Origin of the sequence: Flavobacterium aquatile LMG 4008 = ATCC 11947 (assembly GCF_000757385.1) — a bacterium.
GTDB lineage: Bacteria > Bacteroidota > Bacteroidia > Flavobacteriales > Flavobacteriaceae > Flavobacterium > Flavobacterium aquatile.
Genome location: NZ_JRHH01000005.1, coordinates 41,348 through 60,218 on the forward strand (window position 1 = coordinate 41,348; position 18,871 = coordinate 60,218).

The following is an 18,871-nucleotide window of genomic DNA, read 5'->3' on the forward strand; positions in this document are numbered from 1 at the left end:
TATCTTTGCCAGATATGACACTAATTGCTAACGATAATACTAAAAATCAAGAAACTGTAAAGAATGTTTTTACAGCTTATCTTGAGAACAAAGGACATCGAAAAACTCCTGAACGCTATGCTATTTTGCAAGAAATTTACAATAGCGAAGAGCATTTTGATATAGAAAACTTGTACATCAAAATGAAGAACAAGAACTATCGTGTATCTCGTGCCACTTTGTACAACACCATAGAATTACTTTTAGATTGTGGTTTGGTTAGAAAACATCAGTTTGGACAAAATCAAGCGCATTACGAAAAGTCCTATTTCGATAAACAACACGATCATATCATCATGACCGATACTGGTGAAGTAATCGAATTTTGCGATCCAAGAATTCAAACAATCAAAAAAACTATTGAAGACATTTTTGGTGTAGAAATTACCAATCACTCTTTATATTTTTATGCAAATAAAAAGTCGGAAGCTGGAAATTAAAAGCTAAAAAACTTAAAATAAAAACAACACACAATACAAAAACAATGACTGTAGATTTACTACTCGGATTACAATGGGGTGACGAAGGAAAAGGAAAAATCGTTGACGTTCTAACTTCTAAATATGATATTATTGCTCGTTTTCAAGGCGGACCAAATGCTGGACATACCTTAGAATTTGACGGAATAAAACACGTTTTAAGAACAATTCCTTCTGGAATTTTTCACGACAACAACATCAACGTAATTGGAAATGGCGTTGTAATTGATCCAGTAGTTTTCAAAACTGAAGTTGATGGTTTAGCGAAATTCAATTTGGATATCAAATCGAAATTAATCATTTCAAGAAAAGCACACTTAATTTTACCAACTCATAGACTGCTTGATGCAGCTTCTGAAGCTTCAAAAGGCAAAGCTAAAATTGGTTCTACTTTAAAAGGAATTGGACCAACTTATATGGACAAAACTGGTAGAAACGGAATTCGTGTTGGTGATATTGAACTAGCCGATTTTAAAGAAAAATACCGCGCTTTGGCCAACAAACACGAAGAAATGATCAAGTTCTACGACGTTGCCATCCAATACAATTTACCCGAATTAGAAAAAGAATTTTTTGAAGCTATTGAAGATTTAAAAAAATTAGATTTTATCGATAGCGAAGAATACTTAAACCAAGCACAAAAAGCAGGAAAATCAATTCTTTGCGAAGGCGCACAAGGATCATTATTGGATGTTGATTTTGGAACCTATCCATTTGTAACCTCTTCGAATACTACTGCTGCCGGAGCTTGTACTGGATTAGGAATTGCTCCAAACAAAATTAAAGAAGTCTTCGGAATTTTCAAAGCTTACACAACTCGTGTTGGTTCTGGACCATTTCCTACAGAAGATTTTGGTGCTGCTGGCGATATGATGGCAAGCGTTGGAAACGAATTTGGAAGCGTTACAGGAAGAAAAAGACGTTGCGGTTGGTTGGATTTAGTAGCATTAAAATATGCTATTCAAGTAAACGGAGTAACGCAGTTAATGATGATGAAAGGCGATGTTTTATCAGGATTTGAAACATTAAAAGTGTGTACCTCTTACAACTATAAAGGAGAAAATATCCAACATTTACCTTATAATATAGAAGAAGAAAATGTTCAGCCAGTTTACACTGAATTTAAAGGCTGGAAAGCCGATTTAACCGGATTAACAACTTATGAAAGTTTACCAAAAGAACTAAAAGAATACATCGAATTTATAGAAAAAGAAGTTGAAGTTCCAATAAAAATTGTCTCTGTTGGACCAGATAGAAAGCAAACAATACTTAAATAAATTCCAAAATATAAAATCCCAAATTCCATCTGAAATTTGGGATTTTTAATAAAAATGCGATGCTAAAAAAGACCTTTGCAACAATCTTATTTCTTTTACTTTGTAATACAATTTACGCACAAGAAAGTCAAAAAATAACTTTAAAAGAATTTATAGAACAAGTAAAAGAGAAAAACGAATCTATAAAAAAAGCTGATAGTGTCAATGTTATGATAAATGATTTACTGATTGAAAATCACGGCGATTACAAGATTGATCCTAAAAATATTTCCCGAATGGAAATTCTAGTAATTGAACCAGAGAAAAACACTGCAGGTGTAAAACCTAGCATAATTATTTCAACTAAAATAAAATAATTAGTACTAAATTTTAAACACAAAACTCTCACTAACTCCAATACTAACTTTCACAACTCCTACTCCATTTTCAACTTTTAAAGTAGCTTTGCTTCCGTATAATTGATCTTTCAACGGATAGCTTCCATCTTTTAAATTCCATTTTGCAATAACATCAGAAGGAATTTTTAAATCGAAATTACTTTTGGTTACCCAAGAAAAATTAGCAACAACTAGCAACTTTTCGTTATCTGACCAACGTACAAAAGAATAAATTCCAGAATCATAACCTTCTGTTTCAGCTCTATTTACCGATTGTATTTCTTGAAATTCACCCATCAAAGCATCACTTTTAAGCGAAAAATTCAATAATCGTTTGTAGAAATCACGAAGATTTTTTTCTGATTCCGATAATTGTCCGCCATCAAATTTTCCGCCATTCATCCAACGTTGATGATTTGGAACTCCAACATAATCGAATATTGAAGTTCTAGAGCGAGTTCCAAATCCGCCATTTTCATTTCCAGCTTCGCCAACTTCTTGTCCAAAATAAATCATTGTTGGTGATGAACTTAACGTTGTAGAAACGACCATAAGCGGCTTTCCTTTTTCTGGCGTTCCGGCAAATTCAGGACTAGCTAATCGCTGCTCATCGTGATTGTCTAAAAAGTGCAACATGTGATGCTCGATATCAGCCATACTTTTTTGAATATCCGAAAGTCCATCGGGCAATTTCTTTCCTTGAATTACGTCTTTCAAATAATCATAAGTCGCCACTTTATCATACAAATAATCCATTTTTCCTAAGTGGATGTAATTTCTATATTCGTTCGGATTATAGACTTCTGCCAACAAAAAAGCATTTGGATTTTTCATCTTAATTGCCGAATTCATATAACTCCAAAATTCATACGGAACCATTTCTGCCATATCATATCTAAAACCATCAATACCTTTTGCAGTCCAATACAAAGCAATATCTCTGAATTTCACCCAAGAACTTGGAACACTTTTATCCTTCCAAAATTCAAAATGTTCTTTATAAGATTTTGTATCGAATCCAGTAGGCAATTCAGGAAAATCTTTAGAACCATCAGGTCGAACGCCATAATTTACTTTTATAGTTTCATACCAATCATTAAAATCAGGCTTTGCCAAACGCGAGCCATTTCCGGTCCATTTTGCAGGATTTTCATCAAATTTGCCATCAATTAATGGATTTTTTTCTCCATTTAAAGGTTTGTAATTAGCAGATGTTGGAACTTGAAAAGCTTGTCCCGGAATATAATAAAAATTATTATCACGAGCATATTCAACAGAAGTATTGTCATCGGCACCAAAATCACGAACGCCTTTTGGATTATTTTTACCTTCATATTTTCTAGCAATATGATTGGGTACAATGTCAATAAGTAATTTCAAACCGTTTTTGTGAGTTCTTGCAATTAATGCTTCAAATTCTTCTAATCGTTTTGCAGGATTAACAGCCAAATCTGGATTTACATTATAATAATCTTTCACCGCATAAGGCGAACCAGCACGACCTTTCACTACTTCTGGATCATCATTTGAAATTCCAATAGAAGTATAATCATTTACTAAAGCATGATGTGGAACTCCTGTGTACCAAATATGTGTAACTCCTAAATTTTTAATTTCGGTTAATGCTTTATCAGTAAAATCATTGAATTTTCCAACGCCATTTCCCTCAATTGTTCCCCAAGGTTTGTTGGTAGTATTCTGATTTCCAAATAATCTCGTAAAAACTTGATAAACCACTTTCTTCTTTTCCACAACGGTAACTTTTTTATTTTTTGATATTTGATTGGTATTTTTAATTTGAGAACATGCCGATAACGATAGTGTTATCATTCCAAATACTACAGCTCTTTTCATTTTGAAGTTGTTTAAGTAACCCATTCAACAAATATAAAAATTTGATGCACATTTATAACATGTAATAAAAAAATCTTAATAAACATTTGAGTTGGCTCTATTTTTATAAATTTGCTTAAAAATACAACCCTTGAAAAAATACATCTTCTTTGTTGGATTGCTTTTACTGAGTTTTTCAAATGCTTTCGCACAAAAACCAAGTACAATTGTAATCGAGAATTCCGATTTTTCTGATTTGAATGAAATTGAACTTCCGGGTGCATTTTTATTGACAGGAAATGTTCGTGCTGTTCATGATGGTGTGGTTTTAACTTGTAATAAAGCTTACTATTATAAAAACGAAAATTACATCAAAGCCTTTGGTGATGTGCAAATGGTTCAAGGTGACACCCTATTTTTAAACGGAAAATATGCCGAATACAATGGAAATGTAAAACAAGCATTCGCTACAGGAAATGTGGTAATGCGTTCGCCAGAAATGTCATTGGTAACCGATACAATAAATTTTGATAGGGTAAAACAGGAAGCCTACTACAATTCTAACGGAACCATTGTCAATAAAGAAAACACCTTAAAAAGTAAATCAGGTCGCTATTATGTAACACAAAAAAAATATCAGTTTCTTACTGCTGTTACCATTACCAATCCAGAGTATGTTATCAAATCGAATCATTTAGATTATTACACCAATTCGGGTCACTCCTATCTTTTTGGACCATCAACAATTACTGGAAAAGAGAATTTTATTTATACCGAAAAAGGATTTTATGATACCAAGAAAAATAAGGCGCATTTTGTAAAAAACTCTTATATAAAATACAACGATCGATTAATAAAAGGAGACAGTTTGTATTATGATAGAAATCAAGAATTTGCATCGGCAACGCGAAATGTAAAAATCACAGATTCGATAAATAAAGCCATAATCAAAGGACATTATGGAGAAGTTTACCGTAACAAAGACTCACTTTTCATAACCAAAAGAGCATCTGTTCGAACTTTAATGGAACAAGATTCTATGTTTATTCACGGAAAAAGATTAGTCGTAACTGGTAAACAAGGCGAAAGAGTTATTCGCGGCTACAACAACGTACGTTTCTTTAAAACCGATATGAGCGGAAAATGTGATTCGCTTCATTCTGATCAAAAACGCGGATTGACACAACTTATTGGAAGACCTATTTTATGGAATTTTGACAACCAACTAACTGGCGATGTCATGCATTTAATTGGAAATAATCAAACTGAAAAATTGGATTCTTTAAAAGTGCTCAACAACGCTTTCATAATATCCAAAGACACGATTGGAACTGGCTACAATCAGGTAAAAGGACTCAATCTCTATGGGAAATTTAAGGACAACAAACTCTATGAAGTGGATATTGAAAAAAATACCGAGGTCATTTATTATTTGCGAAATGACGAACAAGAATTGATTGGAATTAACAAAAATACGAGTAGTAAAATTAATATGATTCTTGACGGAAAAACAATCGAAACCATAACGTTTTTCAATAATGTTGATGGAGAAATTTATCCCGAAGCCGAATTACCCGAAAACACCCGGAAACTCCGAGGTTTTGTATGGCGTGGTGATGAACGAATAAAAACAAAAGAAGATATTTTTCCACCAGAAGAAAATGAATATGATGTAAAAGCAGCTGCCGATGTAAAAGCAGAATTAAAAGACGACGAACTTCCAATGGAACCAAGAAAAGAAACACTAGAATACGATAAAAAACCAGCTGCTAAAAAAGTTTCGACAAGTAAGAAATCTGCGAAAAAATAGACTGATTTTTATCATCAAATAAACGAATACCAAATTGAACGATTTTCTAAAATACCAAGCACAAACTTCACCTTATCCTCTAGGAATGGAAGTGTCGTATGCCATTGGTTCTTATATTTACGACACTAACAATAAAAAATATCTCGATTTTGTTGCTGGAGTTTCGGCTTGCTCGCTCGGACACCAAAATCAAAGAGTAAATCAAGCCATAAAAGACCAATTGGACAAATATTCACATGTGATGGTTTACGGTGAATATTCTCAAAGTCCGGCGGTACAATATTGCAAATTATTAGTTGAGAATTTACCCAAAGAATTGAATAAAGTTTATTTAGTAAATTCAGGAACAGAAGCTTGTGAAGGCGCATTAAAACTCGTTCGACGTGTTACTGGAAGAAGCCAATTAATTTCGTGTCACAATGCCTATCACGGAAATACGATGGGTTCAATGAGTGTGATGGGATTTGAAGAACGCAAGCAAGTATTTAGACCATTGATTCCCGATGTTGATTTTATTACCTTCAATAATGAAGAAGATATTCAAAAAATAACTACCAAAACAGCCGGAATAATTATAGAAAGCATTCAAGGTGGCGCAGGTTTTATCCAACCCGAAAACGACTTTTTAGCCAAAGTAAAAAAGCGTTGCGAAGAAGTTGGAGCTTTAATGATTATTGACGAAATTCAACCTGGCTTTGGTAGAACAGGAAAATTATTCGGATTTGAAAATTACAATGTCGTTCCAGATGTGGTAATTATCGGAAAAGGAATGGCTGGCGGAATGCCTGTTGGCGGATTTATTGCCAACGAAAAATACATGGATTTATTGAGTCACGATCCAAAATTGGGACACATAACAACTTTTGGTGGTCATCCTGTCATTGCGGCAGCATGTTTAGCAACTTTGCAAGAAATTATAGAAAAAGACTACACTTCGCAATCATTAGAGAAAGAAAAACTCTTTAGATCACTTTTGGTACATCCTTTGATACAAGAAATTAGAGGAAAAGGATTGATGCTTGCAGCAATGACATCAGATGAAGAAATAACAAATCAAGTTATTCTAAAATGTCAAGACAAAGGATTAATATTATTTTGGTTATTGTTTGAGGGAAAAGCCATCCGAATAACGCCACCATTAACAATTTCCGAAGAAGAAATTAGAGAAGGTTGCAGGATTATTTTGGAAGTGATGGATGAGATAGTTGCGGGTTAAAAGTTACGAGTTGCGAGTTTTATTGATACTTTTTAAATTTTAAACGTAAAGCATAAAAATTGTGAATGTAAAACTCAAATATTTTATTTCAATATTTTCATTAATTATAATATTTATTGCAACAGAATATCTACTAGTACCTTATGCGCAAAAGTCGGTAAATAGTCATACTGGAGGAAGTGACTTTTTTAGTATTCTTTTTAATTTGATTGCATTAATAATTTTTATCAGATTAATAGTTAGATTATATAAAAAAGTAAAATCTTCTGAAATAATCATTATAATTGCATACTTTATAACATTCATATATTTAGGATACAAATTTTATAATTTAGTTTGTTATGGTTGTTCACAAGGATAAATATTTTACTTAATTAAGCAAAAACCCGAAACTTGAAACCTGAAACCCGAAACTTAATTTGTGTTAATTAAATTGTTCAAAACAATTACCAAATTCTCCAACATTAAAGCAATTGTTACCTACTTTTATTAAGGATAATTTTAAATAAATAAGCTATGCATTTGGATCACGACGAAGAAGACTACAATTTATCCTTATCAAAATTTGAATCGATGTTGAAAACCAATAAAGTTTTCTTTTTTGATTCAGAAGAATTTGAAGAAATCATTCTTCATTATCTTGATATGGGTAAAGCAAGTTTGGCCAAAAAAGCTTTAAAACTTGGACTGGAACAACACCCAAAATCTACTGGACTTAAACTAGTTCAGGTTGAAATGTTGGTCTATGATGACAAACTCGAATTAGCCGAAAAATTGCTTAACGAGTTGTATGCCATTGAGCCAACTAACGAAGAAATTTTTATCCAGAAAGCCAATATTTATTCGAAGCGCGACAACCATGAAAAAGCGGTTGAACTACTTCAAGAAGCCCTAAAATATACCGAAGATTTCGCCGATGTCTATAACTTAATTGGTATGGAATACCTTTTTATGGACAATTTAGAAAAAGCCAAAGAGAACTTTATGAAATGTCTTGAAGAAGATATTGTAGATCAATCTGGACTTTATAATGTGGTGTATTGTTTCGAATTTTTAGATCAAAATGCAGAAGCAATTGAGTATCTTAAAAAATACATTGATAAAAATCCGTACAGTGAAATCGCTTGGCATCAGCAAGGTAGATTACATTATGGTTTGAAAGAATATGAAAACGCAGTTCGCGCTTTTGAATATGCTACCTACATAGACGATGAATTTCTTGGCGCTTTCATGGAAAACGGAAAAGCTCTTGAAAGATTAAAGCGTTACGAAGAAGCTATAGAAAATTACCAAAGAACTATTGACCTTGACGATCCAACATCGTATGCATTATTGCGAATTGGGAAATGTCACGAAAAATTGGGTAACAAAGCCGAAGCATTAAAATATTTCAATAAAACAGTTCATGAAGATCCGCTTTTGGATAAAGGTTGGATTGCTATTACTGATTTTTATGTGCGTCAGAAAAATTTCCAAAAGGCATTGTATTATGTAAACAAAGCTTTGGCAATTGATGATCAAAATCGTGCTTATTGGAAACGTTATGCTACCATAAATAAAGCAATGAATTTCTATGAAGAAGCCGAACTTGGTTATAGAAAAGCAGTAGAATTTGGCGATTATCAATTAGATACTTGGTTATTTTGGGTAGATATTTTACATTTTTTAGGAGAATATGATAATGCAGTAATGACACTTTTACAAGCATCTGAAAGTTTTCCAGAAGAATATGAAATAGAATATCGTTTAGCCGGATTGTATTTTATGTTGAATGAAGAAGAAAAAGCAACGTTCCATTTAAGTAATGGTTTACGATTGAATTTTAATAATCATACGATGTTAGAAGAATTATTTCCAACGATATGGTCATTAAAAAAAGTGCAAACTTTTATAAAAAAACACAAAAAATAAAATTTACTATTTATAAATTTAAACCATTAAGAAATTAAGAACATTAAGATTAAAACTTAATCAACTTAATTTCTTAATGGTTTTAAAATGAAAACAAAAATTGGAAGATCATAAAAAATTCGGATTAATAGGTAAAAATATTTCCTACTCTTTTTCAAAAAAATACTTTACAGAAAAATTTTCGTCCGATTTATTTGATGATTTTACCTACGAAAATTTTGACATCGAATCTATTAATGATTTTCCAGAAATTTTAAAAAACAATCCCGATTTAAAAGGTTTGAATGTAACCATTCCTTATAAAGAAGCGATTATTCCGTTCTTAGATACCATGTCGGATAAAGCATTTAAAATTGGAGCGGTCAACGTAATACGATTTACTAAAAAAGGAAACTTAAAAGGCTATAATTCCGATTGGTATGGATTTAAACAATCGTTAGAACCACTTTTACAGCCACATCATAAACGTGCTTTGATATTAGGAACTGGTGGCGCTTCAAAAGCCGTTGCCTTTGCACTTGACCAACTTGGAATTTTCTACACATTCGTATCGAGAGAAGCAACGGAAAATGCCATTGATTATGATCGAATTAACGTTACAACTTTTGATAATTTTCAGATAATAATTAATTGCACACCACTTGGTACAAGTCCGAATGTTAAGGAGTTTCCTCCTATTCCTTATCAGTTTTTTACAGATAAACATATTGCTTTTGATTTAATTTACAATCCCGAAGAAACGCAGTTTTTAAAGAAAGCTAAGAAAAAAGGCGCTGTTACAAAAAACGGTTATGAAATGTTAGTTTTTCAGGCGGAAAAAGCTTGGAAAATCTGGAATAAATAGAAAAGTTTTGTTGACTCTGACTTCTATTCAATACAATTACAAACTAGCCCCGATTAAAGTGAAAATAAAAAATGTCCCGATTGTTTCGGGACATTTTTTATTGCAACGGAAAGCGGGAAAATGGATTGCAAAAAATTCCCAAGCCATTCGCTCCTTAAAATAAAACGAACAGAAACCATTGATTTTCTTTGAATTTTGATGCTACTTTAGTATCTTTCGCGCTCCGAAAAGGAAAAATATTGTATAACCTTACACATTTTAAAATGTTAGAAGAAAAGAATGATAACCTGTCAGTTAACGAAAACGAGACAGATGGAAACGTAAACAATGCATCTCAAGAAGCAATTCAGACTGAAAATCAAGAAGTTGAAGCTGTAACTGAATTGGTTCCTGATACAGAAGTCGAAGCACCGTTAGTTGCTGAAGCTGAACAAGAAACGGTTCTAGAAGTGGAAGAACTTGTAGGCGAACAAATTACAGAGACACCGAAAGATGTTCCAACAATTGAAAATACATCTAATGTAATTGCTGAAAATGTTATTGAATTAACAGACGAGCAAGTTGCTGATGACACAATGGTTTTGGAAGATGAAAATGATTTTGCAATGAACGCAATTGCAAATGCTAATGCTGAAGAAAGCGAAGACGAAACGGTTAAAGGTAGACACGATATTCCGTTGCAGGATTATGAAGCTTTACCGATGGAAAAATTGGTTGAAGAGTTGGAAACACTAGTTGCAACTGATCAAGTAATGTCTGTTCGTGAGCATGTTGAAGAAGTTAAAAAAGCATTTTTATCTAAATTTCATCATTTTATGGATGAGAAGAAAGATGAATTTCATGCAGAAAATCCAGATACTACAGAGGATTTTCATTATAGTTTTCCGTTAAAAACAAAATTTGATTCGTTATACAATCAATATAGAGATAAAAAAAATGTACATTTTAAATCGCTTCAAAATAACTTAAAAGCGAATTTAGAAAACAGAATGGCGATTGTAGAAGAGTTGAAAAACTTAGTAAACAATTCGACGGGAAATATTGCCAATTCTTTAAAACAGCTTAACGACATTAGAGATCGTTGGAACAATGCTGGCCCGATTCCGAAAGATAAATACAACCACGTTTGGAATAATTATCATTTTCATATTGAGAATTTTTACGATTTCTTGCACTTGGATAGAGATGCGCGTGATCAAGAATTCAAACATAATTTAGAATTAAAAAACAAAATTATAGCTCGTGTAGGTGAATTAATTGACGAAACTGATATCAACAAATCATTCCGTGAATTGCAAGATTTACACCGCATTTGGAAAGAAGATATTGGTCCGGTTTCAAGAGAACACCGCGAAGAATTATGGAAGCAATTCAGTGAGTTGACCAAACAAATGCACGACAAACGCGAAACTTTTTACGAAAGTTTTAAAGCAAAAGAAACCGAAAATCTTGAAAAGAAAAACGAAATCATTGCACAACTAGAAGTTTTAGCACAAGAAAAAGTAGATTCGCACCAAGCTTGGTTGAACCAAATTGTAAAAGTGGAAGCGTTGAGAAATCAATTCTTTGCAACAGGAAAAGTTCCTGGTGAAGTGAATGAAGCAACTTGGGCAAAATTTAAAAATGCAGTTCGTGATTTTAATGTTTTGAAAAACTCGTTCTACAAAGACATTAAAAAAGATCAAAACGATAATTTAAGTAAGAAACAAGCGCTTGTTGATAAAGCAAATGAGTTGAAAGAAAGCGAAGATTTTGCCGCTACAACTCCTTTAATGAAGCAAATTCAAGAAGATTGGAAACTTGTTGGACATGTGCCAAGAAAATTTTCTGATAAACTTTGGAACGAATTTAAAGCAGCTTGTAACCATTATTTTGAGCGTTTAAAAGACAGCAAAAAAGAAGAAAATGCAGAAGAAGTTGCCGCTTTTGAAAAGAAAAAAGAATATTTGGAAGCGTTGCGTTCATTTGAATTAGTTGGTGATCACAAAACCGATTTGGATGCCATAAAAGCACACATTGAAGCATGGAAAGCTATTGGAAGAGTTCCTTTTAACAGAAGACATGTTGAAGGAAAATTCAATAAAATTCTAGATGCTTTGTTCGAAAAATTAAGCTCAAGCAAAAAAGAAAGCGAGCAATTGCGTTTTGCAAATCGTTTAGACAATATTTCTGGTTCTGAAGACAGTAGAAAATTAGACAACGAAAAAATCTTTATCATGAGAAAAATTGATGAAGTACAAAACGAAATTTTCCAATTAGAAAACAACATTCAGTTCTTCCAAAATACTAAAAATGCTAAGAAAGAAAATTCAATTGTAACCGAAGTTAGAAAAACAATTGAACGACATAAAGAAGATTTAGTTTCATGGAAAGATAAGTTGAAACAAATTAGAAATTTGAATAAATAAAACAAAAGCTCACTTTAATCGGTGAGCTTTTTTTTATGACAAATATCATTTTTTTTTAATCCTTCTAAGTTTACTTTTGGAACTTAAAAGTAATCCATTATGTCAGTTTCCTTAATTCAAAAATACAATGTTCCTGGTCCGAGATACACAAGTTATCCAACCGTTCCTTACTGGGAAGAAGATTTATTTTCGTTAGACCAATGGAAAAATACTTTTATAAAATCATTCAACGAATCTAATGCTACTGAAGGCATAAGTTTATATATTCATTTGCCTTTTTGCGAAAGCATGTGTACCTTTTGTGGTTGCAACAAACGAATTACGAAAAATCACGAGGTAGAAAATCCGTATATTTTAGCCGTTTTAAAAGAATGGAATTTGTATTGCGATTTATTATCAACAAAACCTATAATCAAAGAAATCCATCTTGGCGGCGGAACACCAACTTTCTTCGCACCAGAAAATCTAGAAACCTTAATAAACGGAATTTTCACACGATCCATCAAAGCCAAAGAACACGAATTCAGTTTTGAAGGTCACCCAAATAATACCACAAGACGCCATTTACAAACACTTTATGATTTAGGATTTCGTCGAGTGAGTTTTGGCGTTCAAGATTATTCGCTTAAAGTTCAAACAGCAATTCACAGAATTCAACCTTTTCATAATGTGGCAAAAGTCACCTTTTGGGCTAGAGAAATTGGATACAAATCTATCGGTCACGACTTGATTTTTGGATTGCCATTTCAAACATTAGATGATGTTCTTGATACAATTGATAAAACCAAATCGCTTCAACCCGATCGCCTTGCATTTTACAGTTACGCACACGTTCCTTGGATAAAAGGCAACGGACAACGTGGTTACAAAGGCCAAGATTTACCCAAAGATGATGAAAAACGTCAACTTTATGAAGCTGGAAAAAATCGATTATCGCAGAATAATTATCATGAAATTGGAATGGATCATTTTGCTTTAGAAACCGATAGCATGTATAAATCATACAAAAACAAAGAGTTGCACCGCAATTTTATGGGCTACACATCTTCCAAAACTCAGTTGATGATTGGTCTTGGAGTTTCATCTATTAGCGATAGCTGGTACAGTTTTGCTCAAAATGAAAAGACCATTGAAGACTATTACAAAAGACTAGAAAACAACGAATTACCAGTTTTTCGCGGTCATATTTTAACAAATGAAGATTTAATTATCAGAAAACACATCCTAAATTTGATGTGCCAATTTGAAACCTCTTGGAAAAAAGATAAGGACTTTTTCACAGAATTACCCGAAATAATCAACCAACTTCATGAAATGGAAAACGATGGTTTAGTGAAAATTACAAGCCAATCGATAGAAGTTACTGAAAAAGGAAAACCATTTGTGAGAAACATCTGCATGGCATTCGACTTGCGACTAAAACGAAATCTGCCACAAACAGAATTGTTTTCAATGACAATTTAATTTTTTTCAGGAGCGAATCAGTAGTAATTCTGGTAATCCATTTTCCTGCTTTCCGTTTCAATCTCGTCAAAAAAGACGAGATTTTCTCTACAATCAGGGCTAGATAGTAATCCATTTGAATAAAATCAATTTTCAAAAAGAAATTTGTATTAAATACAACACTACATTTCTATCTTTGCAAAAAAATACTTCATGTCAAATATTTATTTAGGATATCATTTTACTGTAGAACCAAAAGAACTAGGTTCAGAAATACTAATTGCTGAATTGGGCGAAAAACCATTTGAAAGCTTCATAGAAACCGAAACCGGATTCAGTGCTTTCATCCAAAAAGACCTTTGGACAGAAGATGTTCTAGAAGATATTTACGTCTTAACATCACCAGAATTTACCATTTCTTACACCATTGAAGAAATAGATCAAGTAAACTGGAACGAAGAATGGGAAAAGAATTTTGAAGCTATAGACGTTGACGGAAAATGCCATGTACGTGCACCATTTCATCCAAAAACAGATGCCGAATTTGACATCATAATCGAACCAAAAATGAGTTTTGGAACAGGTCATCACGAAACTACTCACATGATGATTCAGCATTTATTAAAAACCAATGTCGAAGGAATGAAAACATTAGACATGGGTTGCGGAACAGCCATTTTAGCCATTCTAGCAGAAATGAAAGGTGCTAAACCAATCGATGCTATTGATATCGATAATTGGTGTTACTTAAATTCTATAGAAAATGCCGAACGTAATAATTGTAAAGAAATTACTGTTTATGAAGGTGATGCTTCTCTCCTAGTTGATAAAAAATACGATTTAATAATTGCCAACATCAACCGAAATATATTGCTGAACGATATGCAAGCGTATGTTGATTGTTTAAATCCGAACGGAACCATATTATTTAGCGGTTTTTACACCGAAGACATTCCGTTTATTGATGCATCGTGTACCGAAAAAGGTTTGACTTATGTTAAAAAATTCGAAAGAAACAATTGGGTTTCCTTGAAGTATGTAAAAAATAATTAATTTTGCACCATCAAAGAAATTAGAATAAAGAATTATAAATGAGTACAATAGAAAAAGTTCAAGAAGAAGTTTTAGTCGACGAGCAAGTAGGAATTAACAACGAGATAATTCTGTACAATGATGATGTAAATACTTTTGATCACGTTATAGAAACACTTATTAGAGTTTGCAAACACGATGCACTGCAAGCAGAACAATGTGCCATTTTAGTACATTATAAAGGAAAATGTTCTGTAAAAAACGGAAGTATTGAAGAACTCACACCGTATTGCTCCGCACTTTTAGATGCTGGACTAAGTGCAGAAATACAATAAAAAAATCCCGAGTTAATCGGGATTTTTTTATTGATAAATTTTAATTAGGCTTTTTTAAGTACTGTTATTGAAGTATATTTAATACCTTCTAATTCATAATTAAAATAAACTTTTAGAGTTGAATCAGATAATTCTTTAATTTTCCCTGAAGTTGGTGTTGAACCACCAAAAGTAGTTTGAATATTATTACCAGTTTTAACATAAATTCCTGAGTTACTTTCAACTTCTTGACAAACAACCCCATACCTTTTCCTCTCTAAAGTTCCGTCTGATTTAAACTCAATATAATCTTTTGTACAACCTGTCACATGTTGATGTAAATATAATTCTTCATCACCATCAATTAAACTACCCATTTTATACAATTCCCATTTTCCAACAATTTCACCAGATGTTGATGGTCCATCATCGTCTCCACACGAAGTTAAATTCAATCCTAAAACCAAAACTGAAAGAAATAGAAGAATACGGTTTTTCATAATTTTTATAATTTATTCTGAACCAATTATATACAAAAAAGACTACTAATTAATGAGGCAAATTATCTTTTACGACACCATAAATAAAAGTACCGAGTAAAGCTCCAAAGAATATAAAAATCACACTTATAAATCCAGAACCCAACAAGATAAAGATTGGTCCAGGACATGCACCAACTAAAGCCCAGCCTAGTCCAAAAAACAAACCACCAATCCAATAGCGAAAAGTGCCTTTTTCTTTTTCTTGAATTTCAATTGGTAAACCTTTTATATCTTTAAGTTTATTTCTTTTTATGATTTGAATTCCAATAACTCCGGTTGCAATTGCAGTCATTATAATTCCATACATATGAAATGAATCAAACTGAAACATTTCATAAATTCGATACCAAGAAACTGCTTCCGATTTGGTAAGTACAATTCCGAAAACAAATCCAACAAATAAATATTTTAATAAATTCATGATTTCAATTTAAAAGATTATGGGAAGCACAAAATGCGCAACTATTAAACCGCCAATAAAAAATCCAATAACCGCTTTCAACGATTGAATTTGGAAATTACTCAAACCCGAAATTGCATGACCAGAAGTACATCCTCCAGCATATCGAGAACCAAATCCTATCAATATTCCCCCAATGATTAGAAGAGCTATAATTTTGGGAGAATTAAAAACCACATCAGCACTGAATAGTGCATCGGGAAGTGATTTCGAATTTGGTGCATCAATTCCTAATTTTTCCAGTTTTTTAATTGTAACTGGGTTTAGGGCAACATTAGAATCATCGTGCATATAATTTGTAGCTACGAATCCACCAATCATCGCACCAAAAACTACTACTAAATTCCATCGTTGCGCTTTCCAATCCCAATCAAAAAAAGAAAATCGTTTTCCAATTCCTGTCATAGAGCACAAACTTCTCAGGTTGGAAGACATTCCGAAAACTTTTCCAAAATAAATTAAGCTTAACATTACAACTCCAATTAGAAATCCAGAAATTGACCAATGCCATGTTTGAGATAAAAAATCCATTTCAATTATTTTTTTACAAAAATATAGATAGTGGTTTGATATTTGATAATTATTTAACATATTTGAATAAAAAACACGATTTATTATTTTAATCATCAAAATGAAAACACCAAAATCAGCCGTTATCCTATTACTTTTATTAGTTTTAGCTTCTTGCGGAAGTATAAAATCGACCTTAAAAAATGTAGATAATACAGCTAAAAAACCAGCCATTAAAGACAAGCAATTCGTCATTACAGAATATAGTAATGATGCAAAATATGGATACAACCAAGATTATCCAATAAATTTGGGTTTTGATAATGAAAAGATTGCACCTAAAAATGTGGCTTATTTTTTTAATGCCTTAACTGATAAAAATGGAAATAGTGTAAAATATGAAAAGATAGAAACTTGTTGTCCGTTTCCATCAAAAAGAACTAAAATCGGAGCTGGAACATTGGATGTTTACGAAATAACATTAGACAACAATAAAAAAGTAAAACTGTACCTTAATATTTATGAAAAAGGAAAAATTATGTGTCCGAATGGATTTGAATTAAAAAAGCAAGCTATTGTTAATTAAGACATAAAAAAATATTTTTCAACAAATTTAAGACCTTCTAATTCAACAATTAGAAGGTTTTTATTTTTATCTTTGCACCACTAAAAAATTTACAAATGAAATTAAATAATATCCCACAAATAAAGAATATTGATAGTGGAAACTTCTTCATTCTTGCTGGTCCATGTGCAATTGAAGGTGAAGAAATGGCTATGAGAATTGCAGAAAGATTGGTATCAATAACCGATAAACTTCAAATTCCTTACGTTTTTAAAGGCTCATTTAAAAAAGCGAATCGTTCAAGAATTGATAGCTTTTCTGGAATTGGAGACGAAAAAGCATTGAAAATATTAAGAAAAGTTTCAGAGACATTTCATGTTCCAACTGTTACCGATATTCATACCAATGAAGATGCCGCTATGGCTGCAGAATATGTAGATATCCTTCAAATTCCTGCCTTTTTAGTGAGACAAACCGACTTGGTTGTTGCTGCTGCAAATACTGGAAAAACAGTAAATCTTAAGAAAGGACAATTTATGAGTCCAGAAAGTATGAAACACGCCGTTCAAAAAGTTTTGGACTGCCAAAACGAGAATGTAATGGTAACCGATAGAGGTACAATGTTTGGATATCAAGACATGATTGTAGACTTTAGAGGTATTCCTACAATGCAAAATTATGCAACAACAGTTTTAGACGTTACTCATTCATTACAACAACCAAATCAAACCGCTGGTGTTACTGGAGGAAGGCCTGACATGATTGAAACTATTGCCAAAGCTGGAATAGCAGTTGGTGTTGACGGACTTTTTATTGAAACACATTTTGACCCTGCAAATGCAAAAAGTGATGGCGCCAATATGCTTCATTTAGACTATTTTGAAGGTTTGATGACCAAACTTGTCGCAATCAGAAAAACAATAAATCAATTTTAATTTTTTACAACTTTAAATAAATGTTATTAAAATATAATTTAAGAATTGTTATAGCAACAATTCTAATAACACAAATTTCATTAGCACAAGATACTACAGCACCAGAAAAATATACAGCACACAATAAAGGTAAATTCTTTGTTTATTGGGGTGGAAATAGAGAAACTTTCACCAAATCGGATATTAGATTTTATGGAGAAGGTTATGATTTTACACTTCAAAATGTAACGGCTTATGATAAACCTAAAGGATGGCATGTAGATTATGTAAATCCTGCAAGAATGACAATTCCACAAACCAATTTAAGAATTGGATATTTTATAAACGACCATTACAATATTTCAATTGGTGTAGACCATATGAAATATGTTATGGCTCAAAATAGAGCTGTTGATATTAATGGTTTTTATCCAAATCCAGGAACGTACGGAGAATCACTTCCCAATGGACAAGTGTTGTTAACAGAGGATTTCTTAACATTTGAACATACAGATGGGTTAAATTATGTTAATACAGAATTCGCAAGAGTTGATGATATTTCAAAATTATTTAGAATCACAAATACCGATAAATTTCAAATAAATCTGACTGAAGGAGCTGGAATTGGGTTACTTTATCCAAAAACAAATGCAAAATTATTAGGAAATAACAGACACGATGATTTTCATGTTTCTGGATATGGAGTTTCTGCTAAAGTTGGATTAAATTTTACCTTTTTCAAACACTTTTTTATTCAAACCGAATTAAAAGGTGGCTACATAAACTTGAATGACATTCGAACCACCGAAAATTCAAGCGATAGGGCTGAACAAAAGTTTTTCTTTTTACAGAAAATTATAGTTTTGGGAGGAATTTTTAAATTATAATTAAACAAAT

The 18,871-nt window shown here is 32.3% G+C and carries 18 protein-coding genes; 14 read left to right on the forward strand and 4 right to left on the reverse strand.

Going from position 1 to position 18,871, the window contains the following annotated elements; translation table 11 throughout:
• Positions 1-14 precede the first annotated feature (14 nt).
• Genes LG45_RS12075 through LG45_RS12085 form a run of 3 tightly spaced genes read left to right on the forward strand, consistent with a single transcriptional unit; the run spans position 15 to position 2,151 of the window.
• Positions 15-479, forward strand: coding sequence for a Fur family transcriptional regulator (locus LG45_RS12075; protein ID WP_035127545.1), 465 nt, complete (start codon positions 15-17; stop codon positions 477-479).
• Between the two features lie 44 nt (positions 480-523).
• Positions 524-1,795: an adenylosuccinate synthase gene (locus LG45_RS12080; protein WP_035127546.1), complete on the forward strand. Its 1,272-nt coding sequence runs from the start codon at positions 524-526 to the stop codon at positions 1,793-1,795.
• Positions 1,796-1,854: 59 nt separating this feature from the next.
• Positions 1,855-2,151, forward strand: coding sequence for a hypothetical protein (locus LG45_RS12085; protein WP_035127547.1), 297 nt, complete (start codon positions 1,855-1,857; stop codon positions 2,149-2,151).
• A 6-nt stretch (positions 2,152-2,157) separates the two neighbouring features.
• Here LG45_RS12085 and LG45_RS12090 read toward each other — a convergent pair whose 3' ends face one another.
• Complete coding sequence (locus LG45_RS12090) at positions 2,158-4,026, reverse strand: alpha-amylase family glycosyl hydrolase (protein ID WP_035128392.1); 1,869 nt, start codon at positions 4,024-4,026, stop codon at positions 2,158-2,160.
• A gap of 130 nt (positions 4,027-4,156) precedes the next feature.
• Between LG45_RS12090 and LG45_RS12095 the strand changes: the two genes are divergently transcribed.
• From LG45_RS12095 to LG45_RS12130, 8 genes are all read left to right on the forward strand, one after another.
• Positions 4,157-5,815 (forward strand): OstA-like protein, encoded by a 1,659-nt coding sequence (locus LG45_RS12095; RefSeq protein WP_035127548.1) that lies wholly within the window; start codon positions 4,157-4,159, stop codon positions 5,813-5,815.
• Between the two features lie 85 nt (positions 5,816-5,900).
• Positions 5,901-7,031 (forward strand): aspartate aminotransferase family protein, encoded by a 1,131-nt coding sequence (locus LG45_RS12100; protein WP_052087614.1) that lies wholly within the window; start codon positions 5,901-5,903, stop codon positions 7,029-7,031.
• A 516-nt stretch (positions 7,032-7,547) separates the two neighbouring features.
• The gene (locus LG45_RS12105) at positions 7,548-8,942 is read left to right on the forward strand and encodes a tetratricopeptide repeat protein (protein WP_035127550.1); all 1,395 of its coding nucleotides are present in this window, start codon (positions 7,548-7,550) and stop codon (positions 8,940-8,942) included.
• 100 nt (positions 8,943-9,042) lie between these two features.
• Entirely contained in the window at positions 9,043-9,786 is a 744-nt protein-coding gene (locus LG45_RS12110) for a shikimate dehydrogenase family protein (RefSeq protein WP_035127551.1), read from the forward strand.
• Between the two features lie 263 nt (positions 9,787-10,049).
• Positions 10,050-12,194 carry a DUF349 domain-containing protein gene (locus tag LG45_RS12115; RefSeq protein WP_081932079.1) on the forward strand — a complete coding sequence of 715 codons (2,145 nt, stop codon included), beginning with the start codon at positions 10,050-10,052 and terminating at the stop codon, positions 12,192-12,194.
• A gap of 99 nt (positions 12,195-12,293) precedes the next feature.
• Positions 12,294-13,658, forward strand: coding sequence for an oxygen-independent coproporphyrinogen III oxidase (hemN, locus tag LG45_RS12120; protein ID WP_035127552.1), 1,365 nt, complete (start codon positions 12,294-12,296; stop codon positions 13,656-13,658).
• A gap of 192 nt (positions 13,659-13,850) precedes the next feature.
• Positions 13,851-14,690 carry a 50S ribosomal protein L11 methyltransferase gene (gene prmA, locus LG45_RS12125; protein WP_035127553.1) on the forward strand — a complete coding sequence of 280 codons (840 nt, stop codon included), beginning with the start codon at positions 13,851-13,853 and terminating at the stop codon, positions 14,688-14,690.
• A 38-nt stretch (positions 14,691-14,728) separates the two neighbouring features.
• Complete coding sequence (locus tag LG45_RS12130; RefSeq protein WP_035127554.1) at positions 14,729-15,004, forward strand: ATP-dependent Clp protease adaptor ClpS; 276 nt, start codon at positions 14,729-14,731, stop codon at positions 15,002-15,004.
• A 44-nt stretch (positions 15,005-15,048) separates the two neighbouring features.
• On the opposite strand, the gene LG45_RS12135 is transcribed toward LG45_RS12130, so the two are convergent.
• The 3 genes from LG45_RS12135 to LG45_RS12145 are packed head-to-tail and all read right to left on the reverse strand — an operon-like array spanning position 15,049 to position 16,516.
• Entirely contained in the window at positions 15,049-15,483 is a 435-nt protein-coding gene (locus LG45_RS12135) for a lipocalin-like domain-containing protein (protein WP_035127555.1), read from the reverse strand.
• A 49-nt stretch (positions 15,484-15,532) separates the two neighbouring features.
• A complete protein-coding gene (locus LG45_RS12140) occupies positions 15,533-15,946 on the reverse strand; it encodes a DUF6691 family protein (RefSeq protein ID WP_035127556.1) in 414 nt (137 codons plus the stop codon).
• Positions 15,947-15,955: 9 nt separating this feature from the next.
• Positions 15,956-16,516 carry a YeeE/YedE family protein gene (locus tag LG45_RS12145; protein ID WP_035127557.1) on the reverse strand — a complete coding sequence of 187 codons (561 nt, stop codon included), beginning with the start codon at positions 16,514-16,516 and terminating at the stop codon, positions 15,956-15,958.
• Positions 16,517-16,616: 100 nt separating this feature from the next.
• Between LG45_RS12145 and LG45_RS12150 the strand changes: the two genes are divergently transcribed.
• The 3 genes from LG45_RS12150 to LG45_RS12160 all read left to right on the forward strand — a co-directional run bounded on the left by LG45_RS12150 (position 16,617) and on the right by LG45_RS12160 (position 18,861).
• Positions 16,617-17,081: a hypothetical protein gene (locus LG45_RS12150; protein WP_035127558.1), complete on the forward strand. Its 465-nt coding sequence runs from the start codon at positions 16,617-16,619 to the stop codon at positions 17,079-17,081.
• A 95-nt stretch (positions 17,082-17,176) separates the two neighbouring features.
• On the forward strand, positions 17,177-17,995 hold the full coding sequence (kdsA, locus tag LG45_RS12155) for a 3-deoxy-8-phosphooctulonate synthase (protein WP_035127559.1): 819 nt from the start codon (positions 17,177-17,179) through the stop codon (positions 17,993-17,995).
• 20 nt (positions 17,996-18,015) lie between these two features.
• Complete coding sequence (locus tag LG45_RS12160; RefSeq protein ID WP_035127560.1) at positions 18,016-18,861, forward strand: hypothetical protein; 846 nt, start codon at positions 18,016-18,018, stop codon at positions 18,859-18,861.
• Positions 18,862-18,871 lie beyond the last annotated feature (10 nt).